Annotated in this window: 23 protein-coding genes and 1 tRNA gene; 10 read left to right on the top strand and 14 right to left on the bottom strand. The window is 67.5% G+C overall.

Annotation, left to right across the window (positions count from 1 at the left end; genetic code table 11):
- Position 1: 1 nt before the first annotated feature.
- Positions 2–988 carry a GNAT family N-acetyltransferase gene (locus tag ACZYZ9_RS16995; RefSeq protein ID WP_463827426.1) on the bottom strand — a complete coding sequence of 329 codons (987 nt, stop codon included), beginning with the start codon at positions 986–988 and terminating at the stop codon, positions 2–4.
- Between the two features lie 107 nt (positions 989–1,095).
- On the opposite strand from ACZYZ9_RS16995, the gene ACZYZ9_RS16990 reads away from it, so the two are divergent.
- The gene (locus tag ACZYZ9_RS16990) at positions 1,096–1,842 is read left to right on the top strand and encodes a class I SAM-dependent methyltransferase (protein WP_463827425.1); all 747 of its coding nucleotides are present in this window, start codon (positions 1,096–1,098) and stop codon (positions 1,840–1,842) included.
- A gap of 3 nt (positions 1,843–1,845) precedes the next feature.
- On the opposite strand, the gene ACZYZ9_RS16985 is transcribed toward ACZYZ9_RS16990, so the two are convergent.
- Complete coding sequence (locus tag ACZYZ9_RS16985) at positions 1,846–2,091, bottom strand: hypothetical protein (protein WP_463827424.1); 246 nt, start codon at positions 2,089–2,091, stop codon at positions 1,846–1,848.
- Between the two features lie 156 nt (positions 2,092–2,247).
- Between ACZYZ9_RS16985 and ACZYZ9_RS16980 the strand changes: the two genes are divergently transcribed.
- The gene (locus ACZYZ9_RS16980; protein WP_463827423.1) at positions 2,248–2,778 is read left to right on the top strand and encodes a hypothetical protein; all 531 of its coding nucleotides are present in this window, start codon (positions 2,248–2,250) and stop codon (positions 2,776–2,778) included.
- Between the two features lie 5 nt (positions 2,779–2,783).
- Here ACZYZ9_RS16980 and ACZYZ9_RS16975 read toward each other — a convergent pair whose 3' ends face one another.
- From ACZYZ9_RS16975 to ACZYZ9_RS16945, 7 genes are all read right to left on the bottom strand, one after another.
- On the bottom strand, positions 2,784–3,731 hold the full coding sequence (locus ACZYZ9_RS16975) for a helix-turn-helix transcriptional regulator (RefSeq protein WP_463827422.1): 948 nt from the start codon (positions 3,729–3,731) through the stop codon (positions 2,784–2,786).
- Between the two features lie 97 nt (positions 3,732–3,828).
- Positions 3,829–4,512 carry a hypothetical protein gene (locus tag ACZYZ9_RS16970; protein WP_463827421.1) on the bottom strand — a complete coding sequence of 228 codons (684 nt, stop codon included), beginning with the start codon at positions 4,510–4,512 and terminating at the stop codon, positions 3,829–3,831.
- Between the two features lie 104 nt (positions 4,513–4,616).
- Positions 4,617–4,689, bottom strand: a tRNA-Ala gene (locus ACZYZ9_RS16965).
- A 50-nt stretch (positions 4,690–4,739) separates the two neighbouring features.
- Positions 4,740–5,783 carry a divisome protein SepX/GlpR gene (sepX, locus tag ACZYZ9_RS16960; RefSeq protein WP_463827420.1) on the bottom strand — a complete coding sequence of 348 codons (1,044 nt, stop codon included), beginning with the start codon at positions 5,781–5,783 and terminating at the stop codon, positions 4,740–4,742.
- Between the two features lie 357 nt (positions 5,784–6,140).
- On the bottom strand, positions 6,141–6,794 hold the full coding sequence (locus tag ACZYZ9_RS16955) for a GNAT family N-acetyltransferase (protein ID WP_463827419.1): 654 nt from the start codon (positions 6,792–6,794) through the stop codon (positions 6,141–6,143).
- A gap of 15 nt (positions 6,795–6,809) precedes the next feature.
- The gene (gene glp / locus ACZYZ9_RS16950; RefSeq protein ID WP_463827418.1) at positions 6,810–8,096 is read right to left on the bottom strand and encodes a molybdotransferase-like divisome protein Glp; all 1,287 of its coding nucleotides are present in this window, start codon (positions 8,094–8,096) and stop codon (positions 6,810–6,812) included.
- A 61-nt stretch (positions 8,097–8,157) separates the two neighbouring features.
- Positions 8,158–9,066: a UTP--glucose-1-phosphate uridylyltransferase gene (locus ACZYZ9_RS16945; RefSeq protein WP_463827417.1), complete on the bottom strand. Its 909-nt coding sequence runs from the start codon at positions 9,064–9,066 to the stop codon at positions 8,158–8,160.
- A gap of 78 nt (positions 9,067–9,144) precedes the next feature.
- Between ACZYZ9_RS16945 and ACZYZ9_RS16940 the strand changes: the two genes are divergently transcribed.
- The 5 genes from ACZYZ9_RS16940 to mscL all read left to right on the top strand — a co-directional run bounded on the left by ACZYZ9_RS16940 (position 9,145) and on the right by mscL (position 12,289).
- Positions 9,145–9,738 (top strand): 5-formyltetrahydrofolate cyclo-ligase, encoded by a 594-nt coding sequence (locus ACZYZ9_RS16940; protein WP_463827416.1) that lies wholly within the window; start codon positions 9,145–9,147, stop codon positions 9,736–9,738.
- A 78-nt stretch (positions 9,739–9,816) separates the two neighbouring features.
- Positions 9,817–10,149, top strand: a complete 333-nt coding sequence (locus ACZYZ9_RS16935) for an FmdB family zinc ribbon protein (protein WP_463827415.1) — start codon at positions 9,817–9,819, stop codon at positions 10,147–10,149.
- Between the two features lie 61 nt (positions 10,150–10,210).
- Positions 10,211–10,870, top strand: a complete 660-nt coding sequence (locus ACZYZ9_RS16930) for an SAF domain-containing protein (RefSeq protein ID WP_463827414.1) — start codon at positions 10,211–10,213, stop codon at positions 10,868–10,870.
- 65 nt (positions 10,871–10,935) lie between these two features.
- Positions 10,936–11,751, top strand: a complete 816-nt coding sequence (locus ACZYZ9_RS16925) for a polyprenyl synthetase family protein (RefSeq protein ID WP_463827413.1) — start codon at positions 10,936–10,938, stop codon at positions 11,749–11,751.
- A gap of 64 nt (positions 11,752–11,815) precedes the next feature.
- Positions 11,816–12,289 (top strand): large-conductance mechanosensitive channel protein MscL, encoded by a 474-nt coding sequence (gene mscL / locus ACZYZ9_RS16920; protein WP_463827412.1) that lies wholly within the window; start codon positions 11,816–11,818, stop codon positions 12,287–12,289.
- Positions 12,290–12,303: 14 nt separating this feature from the next.
- Here mscL and ACZYZ9_RS16915 read toward each other — a convergent pair whose 3' ends face one another.
- The 5 genes from ACZYZ9_RS16915 to rpmF all read right to left on the bottom strand — a co-directional run bounded on the left by ACZYZ9_RS16915 (position 12,304) and on the right by rpmF (position 16,831).
- Complete coding sequence (locus tag ACZYZ9_RS16915; RefSeq protein WP_463827411.1) at positions 12,304–12,849, bottom strand: MogA/MoaB family molybdenum cofactor biosynthesis protein; 546 nt, start codon at positions 12,847–12,849, stop codon at positions 12,304–12,306.
- Positions 12,849–14,294 (bottom strand): S1C family serine protease, encoded by a 1,446-nt coding sequence (locus tag ACZYZ9_RS16910; protein ID WP_463827410.1) that lies wholly within the window; start codon positions 14,292–14,294, stop codon positions 12,849–12,851. The genes ACZYZ9_RS16915 and ACZYZ9_RS16910 overlap by 1 nt, the downstream gene beginning before the upstream one ends.
- 116 nt (positions 14,295–14,410) lie before the next feature.
- A complete protein-coding gene (locus ACZYZ9_RS16905; protein ID WP_463827409.1) occupies positions 14,411–15,892 on the bottom strand; it encodes a HAMP domain-containing sensor histidine kinase in 1,482 nt (493 codons plus the stop codon).
- A complete protein-coding gene (gene mprA, locus ACZYZ9_RS16900; protein WP_463827408.1) occupies positions 15,892–16,578 on the bottom strand; it encodes a two-component system response regulator MprA in 687 nt (228 codons plus the stop codon). The genes ACZYZ9_RS16905 and mprA overlap by 1 nt, the downstream gene beginning before the upstream one ends.
- 79 nt (positions 16,579–16,657) lie before the next feature.
- The gene (gene rpmF / locus ACZYZ9_RS16895; RefSeq protein WP_463827407.1) at positions 16,658–16,831 is read right to left on the bottom strand and encodes a 50S ribosomal protein L32; all 174 of its coding nucleotides are present in this window, start codon (positions 16,829–16,831) and stop codon (positions 16,658–16,660) included.
- Between the two features lie 223 nt (positions 16,832–17,054).
- Between rpmF and ACZYZ9_RS16890 the strand changes: the two genes are divergently transcribed.
- Genes ACZYZ9_RS16890 through ACZYZ9_RS16880 form a run of 3 tightly spaced genes read left to right on the top strand, consistent with a single transcriptional unit; the run spans position 17,055 to position 21,539 of the window.
- The gene (locus ACZYZ9_RS16890) at positions 17,055–18,755 is read left to right on the top strand and encodes an acyclic terpene utilization AtuA family protein (RefSeq protein WP_463827406.1); all 1,701 of its coding nucleotides are present in this window, start codon (positions 17,055–17,057) and stop codon (positions 18,753–18,755) included.
- Positions 18,752–19,900 (top strand): acyl-CoA dehydrogenase family protein, encoded by a 1,149-nt coding sequence (locus ACZYZ9_RS16885; RefSeq protein WP_463827405.1) that lies wholly within the window; start codon positions 18,752–18,754, stop codon positions 19,898–19,900. The genes ACZYZ9_RS16890 and ACZYZ9_RS16885 overlap by 4 nt, the downstream gene beginning before the upstream one ends.
- 43 nt (positions 19,901–19,943) lie before the next feature.
- Positions 19,944–21,539, top strand: a complete 1,596-nt coding sequence (locus ACZYZ9_RS16880) for an acyl-CoA carboxylase subunit beta (protein ID WP_463827404.1) — start codon at positions 19,944–19,946, stop codon at positions 21,537–21,539.
- The last annotated feature ends 2 nt before the right edge of the window (positions 21,540–21,541 follow it).

Genomic DNA, 21,541 nt, shown 5'->3' with positions numbered 1-21,541 from the left:
CTCAGCTCACCACATCGATGACTTGCCGGGCGACCTGCCTGATCCGTTCGACCATCTTGCGGTCCAGGCTCAGCTTGCGTGGCACGTCGATCACCGTGGCGATGACACCGATGTCCTCGCGCTGCCATACCGCGCCGGTGCGATCCATGATGGTGCGCATCGGCAGATTATCCGAAAGCATTCGCGCAGAGAATCTTTCGACGCCATCGACCTGCGCTGCCACCGACAGCGCTTCGATCAGGAAAGTCCCGATTCCACGTCCCTGATAAGCGTCGGCGACCGTGAACGCGATCTCGGCGACCGTCGGGTCCGTCGCGTCGCGAACAAAACGTGCGTCGGCCACCGGATCGGTGCCGTCGACCATCACCCAGACGAAGTGGTCGACGTAGTCGACCTCGGCCAGATACTGCATCATCGCCAGGTTCGGCACCCGCGCGGACATGAACCGCCGGTAGATCGTCTCACTGGAGAAGTGGACGTGTCCGTGCACCGTGCGTTCGCTGTCTCCGGGCAGCACCGGACGCAGCATCAGCTCAGATCCGTCTCGGAGCCGGACCGGGATCGGCGTGATGAACGCGGCGAGGCGTTGGCGCACCGTGCGCACCAACCGGTCCATGATCCCCGGGACGTGCACCATCTGGGTCAGCGCGTCCTTGCCGCCGATCCAGCCGGTCAACGGCTCCAGAGTGGTGATCGTCGCTGTTCGCGGAATATCGCGCAGCAAAGCGATCTCACCGACGATCATGCCCGGCACCGCTAGCTCCACGATCACCGCGTCGTCGTCCCCGACATGCATCACCTCGGCGCTGCCGGACGCGATCAGCAGGAAGGAGACAGCCTGCTCACCCTGGCGCATCAACACCTGACCGGTGCGGGCATGTAACGGGGCGAGGCACGAGGCCAGCGGCAACAGGTCCTCGACAGGGCATCCCTGAAAGATGTCCATTTCCGCGAGTTCCGCGATCCCCACGCCGGTCAATTCCGCCACCCCTCCGGGGTCTGCTGCGGCCCCAGGCTATGGCCCACGTTATGGGTAAGGTTGCCGACCCTGCAAACACGGGCACTAGCCTGGGCGACGGGAGGGATGAACCGACGATGATCGATAACCAGGACCGACTCGAGTTGACTCGGGGTCTGCTCAACAAGCCCGCCGTGTTGCGGCACGGCTACCTCGATGTGCTGGGTGAATCCACGGCGAGTCCCGTCCCGACGGTCGCGCAGCTTGCGATGAACAGTCCGCTGGTCGCGACGGTCTATGAGCGGCTGTGGCGACCGACATCGTTCTACCTGGCCAGCGGGGTCACCACCGGAGCCGAGCAGCGACGCGCGGCGACCGCCCTACAATTGCGCAGCGCGACGCGGCTGCTCGACGTTGCCTGCGGGCCCGGCAATTTCACCGCACCGCTGGCTGCAAAGCTGGCCACCGGCAGCCTCGCGGTCGGGTTCGACATCTCCGAACCGATGTTGACCCGGGCCGTGCAGGACAACAGCGGCCCGCGCACCTGCTACGTGCGCGGCGACGCGCGCGATCTGCCGTTTGACGACGAAACCTTCGACGCGGTCTGCTGTTTCGGCGCCCTGTACCTGATCCCCGAACCGTTTCGGGTCGCCCACGAAATGGTGCGGGTGCTGCGTCCGGGCGGTCGCATCGCCATCCTGACCAGCTACGCCGATCAACCCCAGCCGATCAGCTTCGCCCTCAAAACCACCGCGCGGGCGATCGGACTGACTATGTTCGACGGGCACGCCTTCGTCGACCTGTTCTCCTCCGCCGGTTTGATCGACATCGAGCAGCACGCCCAGCGTGCCCTGCAGTTCGTCACCGCAGCCAAGCCGGATTGAGAGCTACGACGCAGCAGCTTCGCACACGCCGAAGAGCCGGACCACCGGTGTGCCGAATTCGTACTCCAGCACCTGGTCGGGATGGCCCTTCGAAATCAACGTAATCAGCGCGGGTTGTCCACTGCGATAAGACATCTGAGTGCATTCGACCTGGAAAAGCCGATACTTGCCGCCGTTCGGAATGGCCAGTGAGAATCCCGGCTCGACGGATTCGACGGGTACCTTGCGCAAGTAGTACTTGGTGCTCATCGGTCTGACACTAGGGGTGAGCGGGCGCCGGAACCGAGCCCAAAACCCCGATCTCAGCGAATGCTCAGCGGAATTTTTGTTAGTCATCAGCCTTCGCCCCGGCTCCCAGATCCATGCCAGTAGCGTTGGCGCCATGGATGACATCAGGGTTGGGCAGTGAGCGTCGCCGGATTCGTCCTCGGTCTGGTCGGGACCGTGCTGGCGGTGATCGCACTGGGCTGGCAGCTCGGCACATTCCTGCGCCACAGACCGCGGCCGAAACTGACGCCCCTGGTCGGTCGATTGACGCCCGACGGGCTGGTGACCAACGACGCCGGCAGCGACGTGCGCGAGGCGCTGGCCAATGCCGCCGAACGGCCCGAGGACACGATCATCGGCGTGAAGGTCGTCAACGCGGGCCGACTGGCTTTTCACGTTGCTGGGTGGGCCATCCGCTCCGATGCAGACGGCACGTCGCTGGTGCCGTTGGAGAAGCCGATCGCCGGGGCCGAGATTCCGCACGACATCCCGCCGGGGGGTACCGCCGTCTTCCTGACCGAACTGCAGCACGCTCAGCATTTCGCCGAGGGCACCACTTCGGAACCGACTCAATTCGTTCTGACGGTCTCGTCCGGAGCGCGCACGTATGCGACCAAACCCGTTGCAGCGGAACTGTTCTCAGCTGAGCGCGATGGCAGTTCGGATTAGCGGGGTCAGCTGCGCAGGGTGACGTGCGGACTCTGGCCGTAGGTCTGCCGGTAGTAGACCGCGAAACGTCCGACGTGCCCGAACCCCCAGCGCCGGGCGACATCGCCGACGGTGACGGTGGCGGGGTCACCGGCCAGCAGGTCGAGGTGGGCGTAACCCAGGCGCACCCGCCGGACGTATTCCATTGGGGTGCAGTCCTGGTGCTTGCGGAAGGTGTACTGCAAGGTCCGCGGCGTGACGTACACCGCCGCCGCGATATCACTCAGCGAAATGTCGGTGTGGGCATTGTCGTCGATGAATGCCGCGGCACGGCGCATCGTCGCACTGTCGAGTTGGTGCTCGACGGCGGGTTCCGGCACCGCGGTAGTCGGAAACGTGGCTAACAGCAAGCTCACCAGGTAGCGCGCCAATCGGGCGCCGAGTAGCGGGTTGGCCTCGGCGTCGCCGCGGGCGGCAAGACGATGCGCATGACTGATGCCCTTGGTGAGGCGTTGGCCGGCCGACCTCGACACGGGAACAGATCCGGTCAGGTGGACCGTGGTATCGGCGCCGCGGTATGCCGCCGCGAACGTACTCAACTCCCTGCGGTTCACGACGAGGTGGTTGTAGTGCCCCGGCCGGACGCGGCCGTTGTAGGACGCGCCGTCGACGGCCCCGAACGCGTAGAAGTCCCCGGGTCGATACCGGGCAACCGGCTGCCGTGCGTGGCCCGCTTCGAGCAGACCGGAGACCACCTGGCACACCAGGATCTGTTCGGGAGGGTCCATGGCGTAGCTGAAATCACGGCCGTAGTCGGCGGAATCGATGCAGACAGGTCCGACGAAATGCCGCTCCACCCGCATCGAAGTGGATTGCGCCCCAGACTTCGCGTGGATGTGCATCCTGGAGAAGTTTGCGCTCAACGCGCTCTGGGCGTGGTCTAGGTCTGTGGTATCGAGCAGAACGGTGGGCATTGCCTCACTCTTGGCCGGAATCGAGCCGCTCGGCATCGTTTCTGAACCGATTTCTACCAGTATCCACGATTTCGCGGGCGTTGACGAACCCGGCGGGTCAGTGGGAGCGGCGGGGAATTGTCAAGGCGGTTCGCAGTATCCAGGCGAACAGCAAGATCGGGATCCCCCAGGTGGTCAAGAAACCTTCGAGTGACAACGGACCGTCGTGAACGATGAAAGCGGCGAGCAGGAGCACGTGCCCAACGACGGCAACGATCGCCAGATGAGCGGTTGAGGGCGGCAGCACCCGGTGGCGATAGACCGCGGTGGCGAATGCTCCCAGGGCCACGGCTGTGGGCATTCCGGACATCGCCAACAGCCCGAAGGTCAGGTCGTAGAGCAGCGTCGCCTGCTCGGCGCCAAGGTCGCGGTAGAGCAGGAGGTTGAACGCGGTGAACCCGGCGAGTATCAGCGTGACCAGTGCGACGAAGCCGGCGGCGAATACAGGCGGCAACGGGGACCCCGAGGGTAGGCGCTCCCGCAGGAAAGCCCAGACCGCCGCCCCGAACACCAGCCACAGGGCTACACCGACCGTATAGAGAGTCTGCGTCGCCGCCAGCCGGTCGTGGTAGGTGGCGGCCCACCGCCCGACGTCGGCGCCCGGCGTGCTGGTGAGCGGGAACGACCAGATCGGATAGACAACGATCCCGAGGGCCGGGAGCAGTACCCCGAGCGTGCCTGCCCAGCGCGCCATGCGTGCCGATCCCGAGGATTCGGCGCTGCCGGCCCTGCCGTCGTCCACATGTCCCCCCGCGCTGTGCGACCAAGATCATCGTGATTATGGCCGAACAGGCGATGGGCGTTGAAAGAGCCGAGCGATCGCTGACCTGACGTGCTGGAACCCTGTGGAGCTAGGGAGATTCGAACTCCCGACCTACTCGATGCGAACGAGTCGCGCTACCAACTGCGCCATAGCCCCTGACCGCTAGCAGGCTACCAGCCGCCACCCCGATGGGCCGAACCGCGCGGCTACTGCCCGACGGCGCGCGGCAGGTCCCGCGGCCACCCGTAGTTGCGGGCGGACATCGCATATTCCAGGTGCTGGAAGATCGGGTCCTCGTCGTCGATTTCCAGGACCACTGCACCGGGGCGCCGCAACCGGGACGGCACCACGTCGTAGTCGCGGTCCTCGGTGTTCTCGACGCCCATACGGGCCCGGGCCATCCGCTTCATCCGGCGGCGACGCACCTTTTCTTCGATGCGGGTCTGTCGACGCAGGTAGGCCAGATAGAACAGGGTGATGGTGGTGGCGGTTCCGCAGATCCACCATGCCGTGTCGGTCACTTCGAAGGCGGTGATCGCCGAGCCGACCAGCACCAGCGCCATCGCGACCAGCACCCGCTTGCGGAAGGCGTACTTGCGCGCGCTGACCGCGGCGGCGGTCTTGCTGTCATAGCGGCGCCGACGCGACACACCCGAGGCGTAGACGGGCGGGGCGTCGTCCACCTCGTCCTCCTCGGGCTCCAAACCCGAAGAGTCGTCGACGTATTCGTACTCGTCGTCGGCAAGCCCCTCGTCCTGCTCAGCCGCGTCGTCGGCCGTGGGCTGCGGAGTCGCTTCCGCCTGGGCACTGGCACCCACCGGCAGCGCGGCCGCATCTTCGTCGATCACGTCGACGTCGAGGTAGTCGGGTTCTGCCGGCTCTTCGACCTTGTCCGTCTTGCTCAACGCAGTGACCACCGACCGGCGGCGCATCACCACATCGGTGTCTTCGTCGTCGAGGACGGGCATGTCCTCGTCGTGGTTCTGGTCGGCGTCCGCGTACGGTCCGTCGATCGGCTCGGTTTCCCATTCCTCTTCCGGCTTCCAGTCCGGGTCGCTGCGATGACCGGCCGCGGGTCCGGTCCGCTTGAGCAGGCGGGCACCGGCGACCCCGTTGAGCACGCGGGTGGCTAATGCCACGTCGCTGGTGCGCCGGACAGCGTCGCGTTTGCTGATCAGCATCGGCACCAACACGAACAACCACAGCACCACAAGCGATATCCACAACAACGACTGCGGGATGCTTGGCATCATGACCTGCTCTCTTCGGTTCCGATCCCCGCGAGGCCCCTCGGGTGACCTGCGCGGCCGGGTCTGTAGTGACCAGGGCAATTACACACCTGTAATTTGCCTTTTCCAAGCATCACACGCCACATATGTCACGTTAGCCACAGAATTATTTCGACTTGTGCACCATTGCCGCGTCGGTGTCACGCTGGCGTGACGCTCGGCGGGGAATGCCACGCTGGCGTGACGCTCGGCGGGGCAAGGATCCGCAACGCCCGGCCGGCGCCACGCTGGCGTGACGCTCGGCAGCGAACGCCACGCTGGCGTGACGCTCGGCGGGCGACGACCCGCAACGCTCGGGCAGGCGTGCACCCGCAACCGTCAGACCCAGCTGGCGTGACCCGCCCTGACCAGCGTCGATGCGACCGAGCCGTATACCTCTTCGACGGTCAACCCGACCAGCAGATGGTCCCGCCAGGCCCGGTCGACCTCGAGATAACGCCGCAACAGGCCTTCCTCCCGGAACCCGGCCTTGGCCAAAACTGCCCGACTCGCCGCGTTCTCCGGACGCACGGTGGCCTCTACGCGGTGCAACATCACCGGACCGAAGCAGTGGTCGAGTCCCAACGCCACCGCACCGGTCGCCACGCCCCCGCCGGTGCATTCACTGGACACCCAGTAGCCGATCCACGCCGACCGCAGCGCCCCGTGCACGACGTTGCCGACGGTCAACTGCCCGCAGAACCGTCCGTCGAGTTCGATCGCATAGGGCAGCATCCGACCTTTGCGTGCCTCGGCGCGCAACCCGGAACAGACCGCCGGCCACGCGCCCACCGTGTGCCGGATGCCCCAGTCGCCGTCGGCGCTCGGTTCCCACGGTTCGAGCTGCGCGCGGTCGGCCAGCCGGATCCGGCTCCACTGTGCGCCGTCGCGCATCCGCACCGGCCGCAACCGGATCACCCCGGCGGCGACGCGCAGCGAACCGACACTCATCGGCCAGCCAGGGTGGCGGGAGCTGGATCGCAGCAGGTTCACGGGACCGAAGCGCGCTCAGCCGTGCTGAGCCAGGAAGGCGACATCGACGATCTCCCCGGTGCGAATCTGCTCGGCGCCGCTGGGGACCACAATCAGACAGTTGGCCTCGGCCAGCGTGGCCAGCAGGTGAGACGCACCGGGCGCACCCCCCAGCGCCTGAACCAGGTACTCGCCGCTCTCCTGGTCGCGCATCAGCTGGCCGCGCAGGTAACCCTTGCGTCCGGCCACCGACGTGATCGGTGACAGGGTGCGCGCCTGCACGACCCGGCGCATCGGGTGCCGCTTACCCAGCGAGAGCCGGATCAGCGGGCGCACCATCACCTCGAACACCACCAGCGCGCTGACCGGGTTGGCGGGCAACAGGAAGGTCGGCACACCGTCGCGGCCGAGCTGCCCGAAGCCCTGAACCGAGCCGGGGTGCATGGCGACCCGCACCACCTCCATGTCACCGAGTTCGGACAGCACCGAACGCACCGCCTCGGCCGCCGCACCACCTACTCCCCCGGCGATCACCAGCACTTCAGCCCGGTTGAGCTGGCCTTCGACGATCTCGCCAAGTTCCTTGGGGTTGTTGCTGACGATGCCGACGCGGTTGACCTCGGCGCCGGCGTCGCGGCCGGCCGCCGCCAGCGCGTAGGAGTTGACGTCGTAGACCTGCCCGTTGCCCGGATTGCGCGAGATGTCGACGAGTTCGCCGCCGACGGCCATCACCGACAACCGCGGGCGCGGATGCACCAGCACCCGTTCACGGCCCACCGCCGCCAGCAATCCGACCTGAGCAGCGCCGATGATGGTGCCCGACCGCACCGCCACGTCGCCGGGCTGCACGTCGTCGCCGGCGCGCCGCACGTAGGCGCCGGACGGCGCACCGCGCAGGATCCGCACCCGGTTCATGCCGCCGTCGGTCCAGCGCAGCGGCAACACCGCGTCGGCCAGGGTGGGCAACGGCGCCCCGGTCTGTACCCGGGCGGCCTGGCGCGGCTGCAGCCGGCTGGGCGTGCGGGCCCCGGCCTCGATCGTCCCCATCACCGGCAGGGTCACGACGGCACGGGCTTCGACGCTGCCGTCGTCGGCGACGGCCGCTATGGGTTCACTCGCGCCACCGTCACCGACGCCGAGCACGTCGACGCTGCGCACTGCGTACCCGTCGATGGCGGCCTGGTCGAAGCCGGGCAGCGGACGTTCGGTCACCACCTCTTCGGCACACAGCAGTCCCTGCGCCTCGGCGATGGCGACTTTGATCGGCCTCGGGGCCACCGCGGCCGCCGATATCCGGGCCTGTTGCTCCTCCACAGAACGCACAGTGCAGCGCCTTCCTGCCCCCAAAGTGGCGGGCGCGGTCTGGCGAACCGGACCCGAGCGCCTACTGCTGTTCGGTCAGGCCCAATCGCGCCACCAACCACCGCCGCAAGTCCGGGCCGTAGTCATCACGATCCAATGCAAAGTCAACCGCAGCCTTGAGGTAGCCGCCGGGATTTCCCAAGTCGTGTCGGGATCCGCGATGAACGACGACGTGTACCGGATGCCCTTCGGAGATCAGCAACGCGATGGCATCGGTGAGCTGCACCTCGCCGCCGGCACCCCGGTCGATGCGGCGCAGCGCGTCGAAGATCGCCCGGTCCAACACGTAGCGACCGGCGGCGGCGAGCAACGACGGCGCGTCCTCGGTCTTGGGCTTCTCGATCATGCCCTTGACCCGCAGGACGTCGGTGGTGTCGGGCAGCGGGTCGACGTCGAACACGCCGTAGGCGCTGATTTCCTCGGGCGAGACCTCGATGGCACACAGCACCGTGCCGCCGTACTGGCCCCGGACCTGCGACATCGTCTCCAGGATCCCGGTCGGCAGCACCAGGTCATCCGGCAGCAGCACCATGACGGCGTCCTCGTCGGGCATCAGGGTGGGCTCGACGCAGCTGATCGCGTGCCCCAGGCCCAACGGCTCGGCCTGCACCACCGACTCGACCTTGATCAGCGCCGGGGCGCGACGGACCTTGGCCAGCATGGCCTTCTTGCCCCGCGCTTCCAGGGTGCCTTCCAGCACCAGGTCCTCGACGAAGTGCGCGACGACACCGTCCTTGCCCTCGGAGGTGATGATCACCAGGCGTTCGGCGCCGGCGTCGGCCGCCTCGGCGGCCACCAACTCGATGCCGGGGGTGTCCACGACGGGCAACAGCTCTTTGGGCACTGTCTTGGTCGCGGGCAGGAACCTGGTTCCTAGGCCGGCGGCGGGAACGATCGCGGTGAACGGGATCGATGTTTGCGGTCGTGACATCGTTCACAACCATAGCCCGCACCGGCCGCGCGGTCGGCGAGAACACCGCGCCCGCCGGGGTCTGTCATCGTTAGCACCATGACCACGGGGGGCAAGGCCGCGTTGCGCAGCCAGCTGGCTCGGGCTCGCCGGCACGTTGCGGCCGGCGTCCGCGCCGCCGAGGCCGAAATGCTGATCCGGCAGCTGGAACAGGTGGTGACCAGCGGTGTCACCGTCTGTGCGTATGTTCCGGTCGGCACCGAACCCGGATCGATCGACATGCTCGACGTGTTGCTGCGCCGCGCCGGGCGGGTGCTGTTGCCGGTGGCGCGCACCGGTCCGGACGACACCGCGCTGCCGTTGTCATGGGGCGAATATTCCCCTGGCGCGCTGAGGACCGGGCGCTGGGGACTTCTCGAGCCGCCCGGGCCGTGGCTGCCGGCGAGTGCGCTGGGCGAGGCCGGGATGGTGCTGCTGCCCGCCCTGGCGGTCGACCGGCGCGGTGTGCGATTGGGCCGCGGTCGCGGTTTTTACGACCGATCCCTGCCGGCGCGAGATCCGCAGGCGGCGCTGGTGGCGGTGGTCCGCGATGTGGAATTGGTCGACGAGTTGCCGTCGGAGCCGCATGACGTGCCGATGAGCCATGTGCTGACCCCCGCGCGGGGCCTGCTCGCGCTGCCGATCCGGGAATGACCGGCAACACGTGGCGGTTCTAGCACTTGAGACGGTAGAGTGCTAACGCAGCAGACTTACATTCACCCGGAGGTTCTTGTGCCCACGTACAGCTACGCGTGCACCGAATGCGACAACCGCTTCGACAAGGTGCAGGCCTTCACTGACGATGCCCTGACGACCTGTGACCAATGCTCAGGCCGACTGCGCAAGTTGTTCAACTCGGTCGGGGTCGTGTTCAAGGGCAGCGGGTTCTACCGCACCGACAGTCGCGAGGCCGGCAAGAAAGAGAAGAGTTCGACCAACGGCTCCTCGACGAGCGACTCGGGGTCCGCGGACGCCAAGTCTTCGAGTTCCAGTGACAGCAAATCAGCGGGCTCGGGCGACAAGGCCGGCAGTTCCAAGGCGGCCGCGGCCAGCTCCGCCAGCTAGTTATCCACAACCGGCCTCCGACGCGCAACCAGCCTGGCCCCACCCTGCCTACCCTGGGGAGGTGCGGGAATCGTCCTCACTCAATCCCTCACTGCTGAACCGCATTTCGACCGTGCTGCGGCCGGACTGGATGCGGACTGTGCGGGCCCGCCGGGTGGCCGCCGGCGCCCTCGTCGTCCTCGCCTGCGTTGCCGCGGTGCGTTCGAACCCGGACGGTGACCGGGTCGACGTATTGGTGGCCGCCCGTGACCTGAAGTCCGGCACCGCCCTCAGCGCCAATGATGTCCGGCTCGAAAAGCGTTCGGCGGCAACGGTTCCCGATGGATCTCAGGGCAAGCTCGAGGTCGTGCTCGGATCGACGCTGGCCAGTCCCACTCGGCGCGGCGAAGTGCTCACCGACCTGCGGCTGCTGGGCAGCCGGCTGGCCGATTCCGCCGCCGGGCCCAACGCCCGGATCGTGCCGCTGCATCTGGCCGACGCCGCCCTGATCGACCTGGTGCGGGTCGGCGACGTCGTCGACGTGCTGGCCGCGCCGGCATCCGACGCGGCCGCCCCCTCGCGGTTGCTGGCCACCGACGCGATCGTGGTCCTGATCTCCGCCCAGCAGAAGGCCTTGGGGCCGGGCAACGATCGGGTGGTGCTGGTGGCACTGCCGGCCCGGTTGGCAGCGGCGGTGGCGGGAGCGGCGCTGGGCCAGACGGTGACCCTCGTTCTGCACTGACGGCGAATCCGTGCCGTGCCAACGCAAAACGGCGTCGCGGCGGCGCACCCCCTACTGTTGGACCGGTGAGCATTGCACCGGGGAGCGCGCTCGAGTGTCTGCAGCTCGACGACTCCCGATTCGCCGCCGGCGTGCGCGACGGTGTCGCCCGCATCGAGGCGCTGATGAGCAGCGAGCTCACCCTGGGTGACGACATGATTCGCGATGCTATGCAGCATCCGTTTGCCGACGAACGCACTCAGCTCCGGCCGCTCTTCACGGTGCTGGCGGCGCAGCTCGGCCCCGAATCGGACGCCTGGCAGGTCAGCGTCGTCGGAGCCGCGCTCGAGCTGATCCACCTGGCGACGTTGTGTCACGCGGGCGTCGCCGACGATGCCGACGTGGCCGACGACGCCGGCGCCCGCTGGAACAGCAACCTGGCGATCCTCGCGGGCGACTACCGGTACGCGGCGGCGTCCCGGCTGGGTTCGCGGCTGGGTCCGGAGGCTTTCTCGGTGATCGCGGAGACCTTCGGCGAGCTGGTGACCGGACAGCTGCGCGCAACCCGCGGCAGCGCGGCGACCGTCGATCCCGCCGAACATCAGCTGCGGGTGGCGCAAGAGCGCTCCGGCTCGTTGATCGCCGCCTGCGGACAGCTGGGCGCCCTGTGCGCCGGGGCGCCCGACGGCACCGTGCAGCGGCTGTCGCGACTGGGCCGGCTGGTCGGCACCGTATCGCACCTCGCGTCCCACCCCGGCGCGGCGCGGTACGCCGATCTGGCCCACGCGGAACTGGCCGGTCTACCGGACTGCGCGGCCCGTCATGCCTTCTCGACATTGATCGATTGCGTGCACTCCGGGCGGGACGACACGGAGGGGGTCGTGGCAAACGCCACCAACTGAGTTAAATTTTTCCTGGGGTCAAATTCCGGGATCATCGGATGCCCGCTGCAGAAAGGACGTCCCCATGCTCAAAGGGTTCAAAGAGTTTCTCTCGCGCGGCAATATCGTCGACCTGTCCGTTGCAGTGGTCATCGGTACCGCGTTCACCGCGCTGGTCACCGCCTTCACCGACAGCATCATCAAACCGCTGGTCAGCTCGATCGGCATGAACCAGAAGCAGGAACACGGACTTCTGAAAATCCAGATTCCGGGCACCGATCAATTCATCGACCTCAACGTGGTGCTGTCGGCCGCAATCAATTTCCTGCTGGTGGCTGCGGTGGTGTACTTCCTGGTTGTGCTGCCGTACAGCAAGTTGCGCAGGCAGGGTGAAGTCGAGCAGGCCGACGACGCACAGGTCGTCCTCCTCGAAGAGATCCGCGACCTGCTCGCACAGACCAACGGTGCGGCATCGTCCGGCCGCCACGGCAGCGCACCGGCGGTCGAAGCCACCCCGCTGTCGCCGCCGCCGAACTACGGGCCCCGCGCCGACCGCTGACCCGGTCCGGAGAGCTATATCTCCAGACTCGACAGCTGGCCGATGATGTAGGCCGCCAACGGGTTCAGGGTCGCCATCCCGTCGCGTACCGCATAGCGGGATCCAGCCAGGTTGACCACCAGGGTGCTGCCGGACACGCCGGCCAGCCCGCGGGACAGACCCGCGTCGGTGATCCCGGCGGACAAGCCCGAAGCGCGGATCGCCTCAGCGATGCCGAGGATCTCCCGGTCCAGGATGTCGCGGGTGGCTTCGGGCGTGACGTCACGGGGCGTGACCCCGGTCCCGCCGACGGACACCACCAAGTCGACCCCGCCGATCACAGCGGTGTTCAACGCGTTGCGGATCTCGACCTCGTCCGCCTCGACCGCCACCACGCCGTCCACGACGAACCCTGCCTCGGTCAGCAATTCGGTGACCAGCGGGCCGCTGTGGTCTTCATCCCCGTGCGCGGTGCGGTCGTCGACGACGACGACAAGAGCCCGTCCGACCACCAATTCAGCGCCCTGTTCCATGGGTGCCACCGTATATCCGAGGTCCGACAGCTGCGCCTCGGCCTTCATCACTGGTCCGCCTTTCCGAGGGTGACCTGCACAGTGCGACTGCCGCCCGCTGGATCCTGATAAGTCAGCGACACCTTGTCTCCGGGTGCTTTGGAACGCACCGCGGCCACCAGCGCGTCGGCGCTGTTGATCGTACGGTCATCCACCTTGGTGACGATGACCCCCTTGGGCACCCCCGCATTGGCCGCCGCGCCGTTGGCCACCACTTCCATCACCTTGGCGCCCGGGGCACCCTTGTCGGTGGTGACCTGAACGCCCAGCGAGGCGTGCGACGCCTTACCGGTGCTGATCAGCTCGTCGGCGATGCGCTTGGCCTGGTCGACCGGGATTGCGAAGCCCAGTCCGATCGAGCCGCTTTGCGCGTCGCCGGAGTCGGCGCCGAGGGTGGCGATCGCCGAGTTGATGCCGACCAGTTGCGCGTTCATGTTGACCAGTGCGCCACCGGAGTTACCCGGGTTGATGGCGGCATCGGTCTGGATAGCATCCAGCACCGTATTCTGGTTGCCGGCCTCACCCGTCGTCGACACCGGCCGGTTGAGCGCGCTGACGATCCCGGTGGTCACCGTGCCCGCCAAGCCCAGGGGTGAGCCGACGGCCAGCACCGGCTGACCGACCCGCAAGCCCGACGACGATCCCATCGCGATCGGGGACAATCCGGAGACGCCCTGGACGCGTACGACGGCGATGTCGCTGGTCGGGTCGGCGCCGACCACGGTGAAGGTGGAGGTGCGCCCGTCGGAGAACGTCACCGTCGTCTTCGGCGCCGGGCCGTTGGCCGGCGGCTTGGCGGCCGCCGCGACGACGTGATTGTTGGTCAGGATCAGCCCGTCGGCGGACAAGATGACGCCGGATCCCTCTTCGGAGGCCCGGCCCAGATCGGTTTCCAGCATGACGACGCTGGGCACCACCTTGGCAGCCACCTGCTCGACCGATCCTGGCGGCATGTTGGCCGCCGGAACGCTGGGGGCCGCGCCGGACGACGCCGTGGTGCTCTTACCGCCGCCGGCCTGGTGGCCCAGTTCGACGACCGACGCGGCGGCGCCTCCGATACCGGCGGACACCACCGCGATCGCCAGCGCACCGAGGATCAGGCCGCCTGACCGCCGTCGGCGCGGCGGCGCCATCGGGGGCATCATCCCGGGCACTGGACCATGCATGGTCTGACCCGGCAGCGGACCGGGACCCGACACGGTCGGTATCGGACGCGAACCGGTACCGCCGGGTATCGCACCCGATCCGGTGTTGCCCGGTATCGGCCCGGCCCCGGTGCCGCTGAGCGGGTCGTAGGAGCGGTACTGCTGATGCGACGGCGGTTGATAGCGCCAGTCGAACGGCTGGGTGTAACTCTGCTGCCCCTGGGCATAGGCGGGCGGTACCGGCTGACTAGATGTGGCACCGTATCCCGGCTGCTGCGGCGGTGGCGAATACCTCGGGTGATTCGTCATGTCGCTAAGACGCTCTTCCTCTACTTCTAGGGGCTTACTGAAGGCCTACTGGAGCATGCGTTGCTTGCATGGCTTGGTTTTCAACACTAACTGCACAACCACCTTGCGCGCGCGGACTAAGAATCGACTGAGATGACATTCGCCGAACCCCGTGAACTCTCGGGCTCGTCGGCGGATGACGGATAGTCCGGACCAGGCAGCGGACGACCGGGCAGCAGCACGTAGAACGACGTCCCCGGCGGGTCGCCGCCCGGGTCGGTGTCCTCCACGCGCAACGATCCGCCGTGGTTGAGCACCACCTGCTTGACGATCGCGAGCCCCAGACCCGAACCGGGCATCGCGCGTGCCGACGCGGAGCGGTAGAACCGCTCGAATACCAGGCGCCGCTCCTGCGGCGGGATGCCCGGCCCGTGGTCGGCGACCACCAGTTCGGCGTGGGACGCATCGACCCGGCGCAGCCGCACCGCCACCCGGCCGCCCGGCGGACTCCACTTGGCCGCGTTGTCCATCAGGTTGAGCGCCGCCCGCGACAACCCGGCGGGGTCACCGTAGACCTGCCACGGAACCACCTCCACGTCGAAGTGAATGTCGTTGCGGCGACGTCGAACTCGCTCCAGGCTGCGATCGATGACCTCGCCCATGTCGACCGGTTCGTGTACCGCTTGACCGGCGTCACCGCGGGTGAGATCCACCAGATCGCCGACCAGCGTGGACAATTCCTCGATCTGCCCCAGCACGTCGGCGCGCAGGCCGACCATTTCCTGTTCCGGGAGCCGCGGTGCCCCCGGCGCCATCGACGCCATCAGCAGCTCGACATTGGTGCGCAGCGACGTCAGCGGGGTGCGCAGTTCGTGTCCGGCGTCGGTGACCAGACGCGCCTGGCGCTCCCGCGATTCGGCCAGCGCGCGCAGCATCAGGTTGAACGCCTCGGTGAGCCTGGCGAGCTCGTCGCTGCCGAAGACCGGTATGGGACGCAGGTCGTCGGTGCGGGCCACCCGCTCGGCCGCCTCGGTGAGCCGACCCACCGGCCGCAACCCGGCCCGGGTCACCATCCCGCCGGCCACCGCGGCCACTGCGACACCCACGCCACCGACCAGGAGCAGCACGAACCGCAGCTTGCTCATCACGTGCTGGGTCGGCTCGAGGCTTTTGGAGATCAGCAGTGAGCTGCCGTTGGGCAGGTGGATGGCGAGCACCCGCTGGCCGGCGGCGGTGCGCCGGGACATGAACAGGTCACCGCGGATGACCGCCTTCTCCGGGCTTCCGACCGGCAGTGTCTGCCCCGGCTGGTTGGCCGTGTAGATCGACCGTCCCGGGTTCACCAACATGGCGTTGACGTCCGAATAGGCGGTGCCCTCGATGGCTTTGCCAGGGTCGGCGGCCAGCGAACCACTGGCGATGAGCAACTGCGCACGGCTTTGCAGCTGGTTGTCGAGGTCGCTGTACAACGCCGCCGAAATCACCGCGTAGACGGCCACCGAGATCAGCACCACCACCATCGCCACCATGGACATCGCCAGCAGCATGACCCGCCAGCGCAGTGACAGGGAACTGGTCGCTCGCAGCGGCGCCCGCCGTTTGCGGCGCAGACCGAGCATCAGGGGGGTGTTTCGCGTAGCACGTAACCCACCCCGCGCACGGTGTGGATCAGCCGCGGCTCGCCGTCGGCTTCGGTCTTACGGCGCAGGTATCCGACGTACACTTCCAGGGCATTGCCCGAGGTGGGGAAGTCGAACCCCCACACCTCCTCCAGGATGCGGCTGCGGGTCAACACCCGGCGCGGGTTGGCGATCAGCATCTCCAGCAGGGAGAACTCGGTACGGGTCAGGCTGATGCGACGCTGCCCGCGGATCACCTCCCGGGTCACGGGGTCCAGGCTCAGGTCCGAGAACGTCATCGCCACCGACTCCGCCGCGTCTTCAGGCTTGGTGCGGCGCAGCAACGCCCGCATCCGGGCCAGCAGCTCTTCCAGGGCGAACGGCTTGGGCAGGTAGTCGTCGGCTCCGGCATCCAGGCCGGCTACGCGCTCGGAAACCGAATCACGCGCGGTCAACACCAGGATGGGCAGGTCGTCACCGGTGCTGCGCAGCTGACGGCACACTTCCAGCCCGTCCAGCCGGGGCATCATCACGTCCAGCACGACCGCGTCGGGCCGGTCACTGGAGATCTTTTCCAGCGCCTCGACACCGTCGTGAGCCAACTCCACCGAGTAGCCGTTGAAGGAAAGCGATCTGCGCAGCGACTCGCGCACCGCGCGATCGTCGTCGACGACAAGTATTCGCACGCGGTCCAGTTTCGTATGGACGCCTGAGACTGGGCTGAGAGGCGCGCCGAAACGGGCGTCAGAGACGACGCCGCACCGGCTAGCGCTTGTCGAGGTCGATCAGGCCCAGCCGAGCGGCCTTGAGCAGCCGGCGCGGCACCTTGTGCTTCTGACCGGCGACGTTGACGCCGACCAGACCGGTCTCGGTGGCCTTCCACTGCGAGCGCCGGCTGCGGGTATTCGAGCGCGACATCCTGCGCTTGGGTACGGCCATGGTCGGGCCTAACTCCTCGTTCGGGGTTTCGGTGGGGCGTGTCGCGGTTCCAGGCTGATTGGCCGCACGGCGACAGTTGCTGACCAGAATAGTCGGTCGACCTTCCCGTCACCAAAATTGGGGCAACGCGGGGCTGGAGCCGGGTTGACGCGACACCGCCGGTACCCGCTAACCTACCGGTTGGTTGGTTCGATGCACGCTGATCCGTGAGGGGAGGATGCGCATGGCATCTCCGGGCGCTGTCCGGATCGCGAACTGCTCCGGTTTCTACGGTGACCGGCATTCGGCGATGCGCGAGATGCTGATCGGCGGTGAGATCGATTTCCTCACCGGCGACTACCTGGCCGAGCTGACCATGCTGATCCTGGGTCGCGACCGGATGAAGAACCCCGACCGCGGCTATGCGAAGACGTTTCTCACCCAGCTCGAAGAATGCCTGGGCGTGGCTCACGAGCGCGGTGTGCGCGTCGTCGCCAACGCCGGTGGCCTGAACCCGGCCGGACTGGCAGCGGCGGTGCGCGCCCTGGCCGAGCGGCTGGGCGTCCCGGTCCGGGTCGCCCATGTCGAGGGTGACGACCTGCAACCCCGGGCGGCCGAGCTGGGTCTGGGTTCGCCGCTGACGGCCAATGCCTACCTGGGCGGCTGGGGCATCGCGGACTGCCTCAACGCCGGCGCCGACGTGGTGGTCACCGGACGGGTCACCGACGCCTCGGTGATCGTCGGTTCGGCGGCCGCGCACTTCGATTGGCGCCGCACCGACTACGACCAGCTGGCCGGGGCGGTGGTGGCCGGTCACGTCATCGAGTGTGGCACCCAGGCCACCGGCGGGAACTTCTCGTTCTTCACCGAGGTGGCGGACCTGACCTACCCGGGTTTCCCGCTCGCCGAGGTGTATGCCGACGGTTCGTCGGTCATCACCAAGCACGCCGGCACCGGTGGTCTGGTGAGCGTCGACACGATCACCGCGCAGTTGCTCTACGAGGTCACCGGCGCCCGCTACGCGAACCCGGATGTGACGGCCCGGCTGGACTCCATCTCGTTGTCCAGCGACGGCCCGGACCGGGTGCGGATCAGCGGCGTTGTCGGCGAACCACCGCCGCCGACGCTGAAGGTGTCGCTGAACAGCATCGGCGGATTCCGCAACGCCATGACCTTCGTGTTGACCGGGCTGGACATCGAGGCCAAGGCGGAGTTGGTGCGCCACCAGCTCGAGGCCACCTTGACCGTCAAGCCGGCCGAGCTGGACTGGACACTGTCGCGCACCGACCGTCCCGACGCCGACACCGAAGAGACCGCCAGCGCGCTGCTCAGCTGCGTGGTCCGCGACCCCGACCCCGCCAACGTGGGACGCAAATTCTCCGCTGCGGCAGTCGAATTGGCGCTGGCCAGCTACCCGGGGTTCACCGCCACCACCCCGCCCGGTGACGGCCAGGTGTACGGGGTGTTCACCCCCGGTTACGTCGACGCCGCCCTGGTGCCCCACGTCGCGGTCCACGCCGACGGCACCCGGACCGACATTCCCTGCGCCATCGAGACTTTGACCTTGGAACCGGCCGATGCGCCAGCTCTGCCCGAGCCGTGGCCGGCCGGACCGACCCGGCGCGTCCCGCTGGGCCTGATCGCCGGCGCCCGCAGCGGCGACAAGGGCGGCTCGGCGAACGTGGGTGTGTGGGTGCGCACCGACGACCAGTGGCGCTGGCTGGCCCACACGCTGACCGTGGAGTTACTCAAAGAGCTGCTGCCCGAAGCGGCGCCGCTGCAGGTCACCCGCCACGTGCTGGCGAACCTGCGGGCGGTGAACTTCGTCATCGAGGGAATTCTCGGTCAGGGCGTCGCCTACCAGGCGCGCTTCGACCCGCAGGCCAAGGGGCTGGGTGAATGGTTGCGCAGCCGTCACGTCGACATGCCGGAAAGTTTTCTATGAGCATCTGGACCACACCCGAGCGCGAACAGCTGCGCAAGACCACGAGGTCATTCGTCGAACGGGAGATCCTGCTCAACGTCGCCGAGTGGGAACGCTTCGGTGACCTGCCCCGCGCCTTGCACCTGCGCGCCGGGGAAGCCGGGCTGCTGGGTGCCAACTTCCCCGAAGCCGTCGGCGGCGGCGGGGGCGACGGCGCCGACGCGGTGGTCATTTGCGAAGAGTTCCACCAATCCGGCGCTCCCGGTGGGGTTTTCGCTTCGCTGTTCACCTGCGGCATCGCCGTGCCGCACATCATCGCCACCGGTGACCAGAGGTTGATCGACACCTACGTGCGTCCGACGCTGGCCGGTGCGAAGATCGGCGCGCTGGCCATCACCGAACCCGGTGGCGGCTCCGACGTCGGGCACCTGCGCACGTCCGCGGTGCGCGACGGCGACCACTTCGTGATCAACGGCGCCAAGACCTACATCACCTCCGGGGTGCGGGCCGACTTCGTGGTCACCGCGGTGCGCACCGGAGGACCCGGCGCGGCGGGGGTGTCGCTGATCGTCGTCGACAAGGGCACACCCGGTTTCGAGGTCACCCGCAAGCTGGACAAGATGGGCTGGCGGTCCTCCGACACCGCGGAGCTGTCCTACACCGATGTCCGGGTACCGGCGGCAAACCTGGTCGGCGCGGAGAACAGCGGCTTCGGTCAGATCGCGCAGGCCTTCGTCTCCGAGCGCATCGGGCTTGCCGCCCAGGCATATTCGAGTGCGCAGCGGTGTTTGGACATCACCGCCCAGTGGTGCCGGGACCGGGAGACCTTCGGCCGGCCGTTGATCTCCCGGCAGGCGGTGCAGAACACGCTGGCCGAGATGGCCCGCCGGGTCGACGTGGCCCGGGTGTATTCGCGCAACGTGGTGGAGCGTCAGTTGGCGGGTGAGACGAACCTGATCGCGCAGGTGTGTTTCGCCAAGAACACCGCGGTCGAAGCGGGTGAGTGGGTGGCCAACCAGGGCGTTCAATTGTTCGGCGGCATGGGCTATATGGCTGAATCCGAGATCGAACGCCAGTATCGGGACATGCGGATCCTGGGTATCGGCGGCGGAACCACTGAGATCATGACCGCACTGGCCGCCAAACTCCTGGGGTATCAACAATGATCACAGTTACCTATCGCGGCGCTCTGCATCGTCGGAGTTGGCAATGACCACACTGCAGTCCACCCTGGATCCCACCGGTGCGGCCTTTGCCGAAGCGGCGGCCGCGACCACCACCAAGCTCGACGAGATCGCTGCCGAGTTCGCCAACGCAATCGACGGCGGCGGCCCCAAATATGTTGAACGCCACCATGCCCGCGGCAAGCTCACGGCACGCGAACGTATCGAGCTACTCGTCGACGCCGACTCACCATTTCTCGAGTTGAGCCCACTGGCGGCGTGGGGCAGCGCTTTCCGAGTCGGCGCCAGCACGGTTACCGGAATCGGGGTGATCGAAGGCGTCGAATGCATGATCGTCGCCAACGACCCCACCGTCAAAGGCGGCACCAGCAATCCGTGGACCCTCAAAAAGATCCTGCGGGCCAACCAGATCGCCTTCGAGAACCGGCTTCCCGTCATATCGCTGGTGGAGTCCGGCGGTGCGGACCTGCCGACGCAGAAAGAGATCTTCATCCCCGGCGGGCGGATGTTCCGCGACTTGACTCGGCTGTCCGCGGCCGGAATACCCACCATCGCACTGGTATTCGGCAACTCCACCGCGGGTGGGGCCTATGTGCCGGGAATGTCCGACCACGTGGTGATGATCAAAGAGCGCTCGAAGGTCTTCCTGGCCGGCCCGCCCCTGGTGAAGATGGCCACCGGTGAGGAATCCGACGACGAGTCCCTCGGCGGTGCCGAAATGCACTCCCGAGTCTCGGGTTTGGGTGACTACTTCGCGCAGGACGAGGTCGACGCGATCCGCATTGGACGCCGCATCGTGGCCCGGCTCAACTGGCGCAAACAGGGACCGACACCCAGGCAGGTAACCGAACCGCTGTTCGACACCGAGGAGCTGATCGGCATCGTGCCCGCGGATCTGCGGATCCCGTTCGACCCGCGCGAGGTGATCGCCCGCATCGTCGACGGCTCCGAATTCGACGAGTTCAAACCGCTCTACGGCTCGTCGCTGGTGACCGGCTGGGCCCAACTGCACGGTTATCCGATCGGCATCCTGGCCAACGCCCGCGGTGTGCTGTTCAGCGAGGAATCGCAGAAGGCCACCCAGTTCATCCAGCTGGCCAACCGCTACGACACGCCACTGTTGTTCCTGCACAACACCACCGGCTACATGGTGGGCAAGGACTACGAGGAAGGCGGAATGATCAAGCACGGCTCGATGATGATCAACGCCGTGTCCAACTCGAAGGTCCCGCACATCTCGCTGCTGATCGGCGCATCGTACGGCGCGGGCCACTACGGCATGTGCGGCCGCGCCTATGACCCGCGGTTCCTGTTCGCCTGGCCCACCGCCAAGTCCGCGGTGATGGGTGGCGCGCAATTGGCCGGGGTGTTGTCGATCGTCGCCCGGGCCGCCTCCGAAGCCCGTGGCCAACAGGTCGACGAGGAGGCCGACGCCGCGATGCGTGCGGCCGTCGAGGGACAGATCGAGGCCGAGTCGCTGCCGCTGGTGCTGTCCGGGATGCTCTACGACGACGGCGTGATCGACCCGCGCGACACCCGCACCGTGTTGGGAATGTGTCTGTCCGCCATTGCAAATGGCCCGATCGAGGGGACGTCGAGCTTCGGCGTCTTCCGGATGTGAGC

Source organism: Mycobacterium sp. IDUB_28 (genome assembly GCF_055419285.1).
This window is presented reverse-complemented; position numbering and strand designations above follow the sequence as displayed.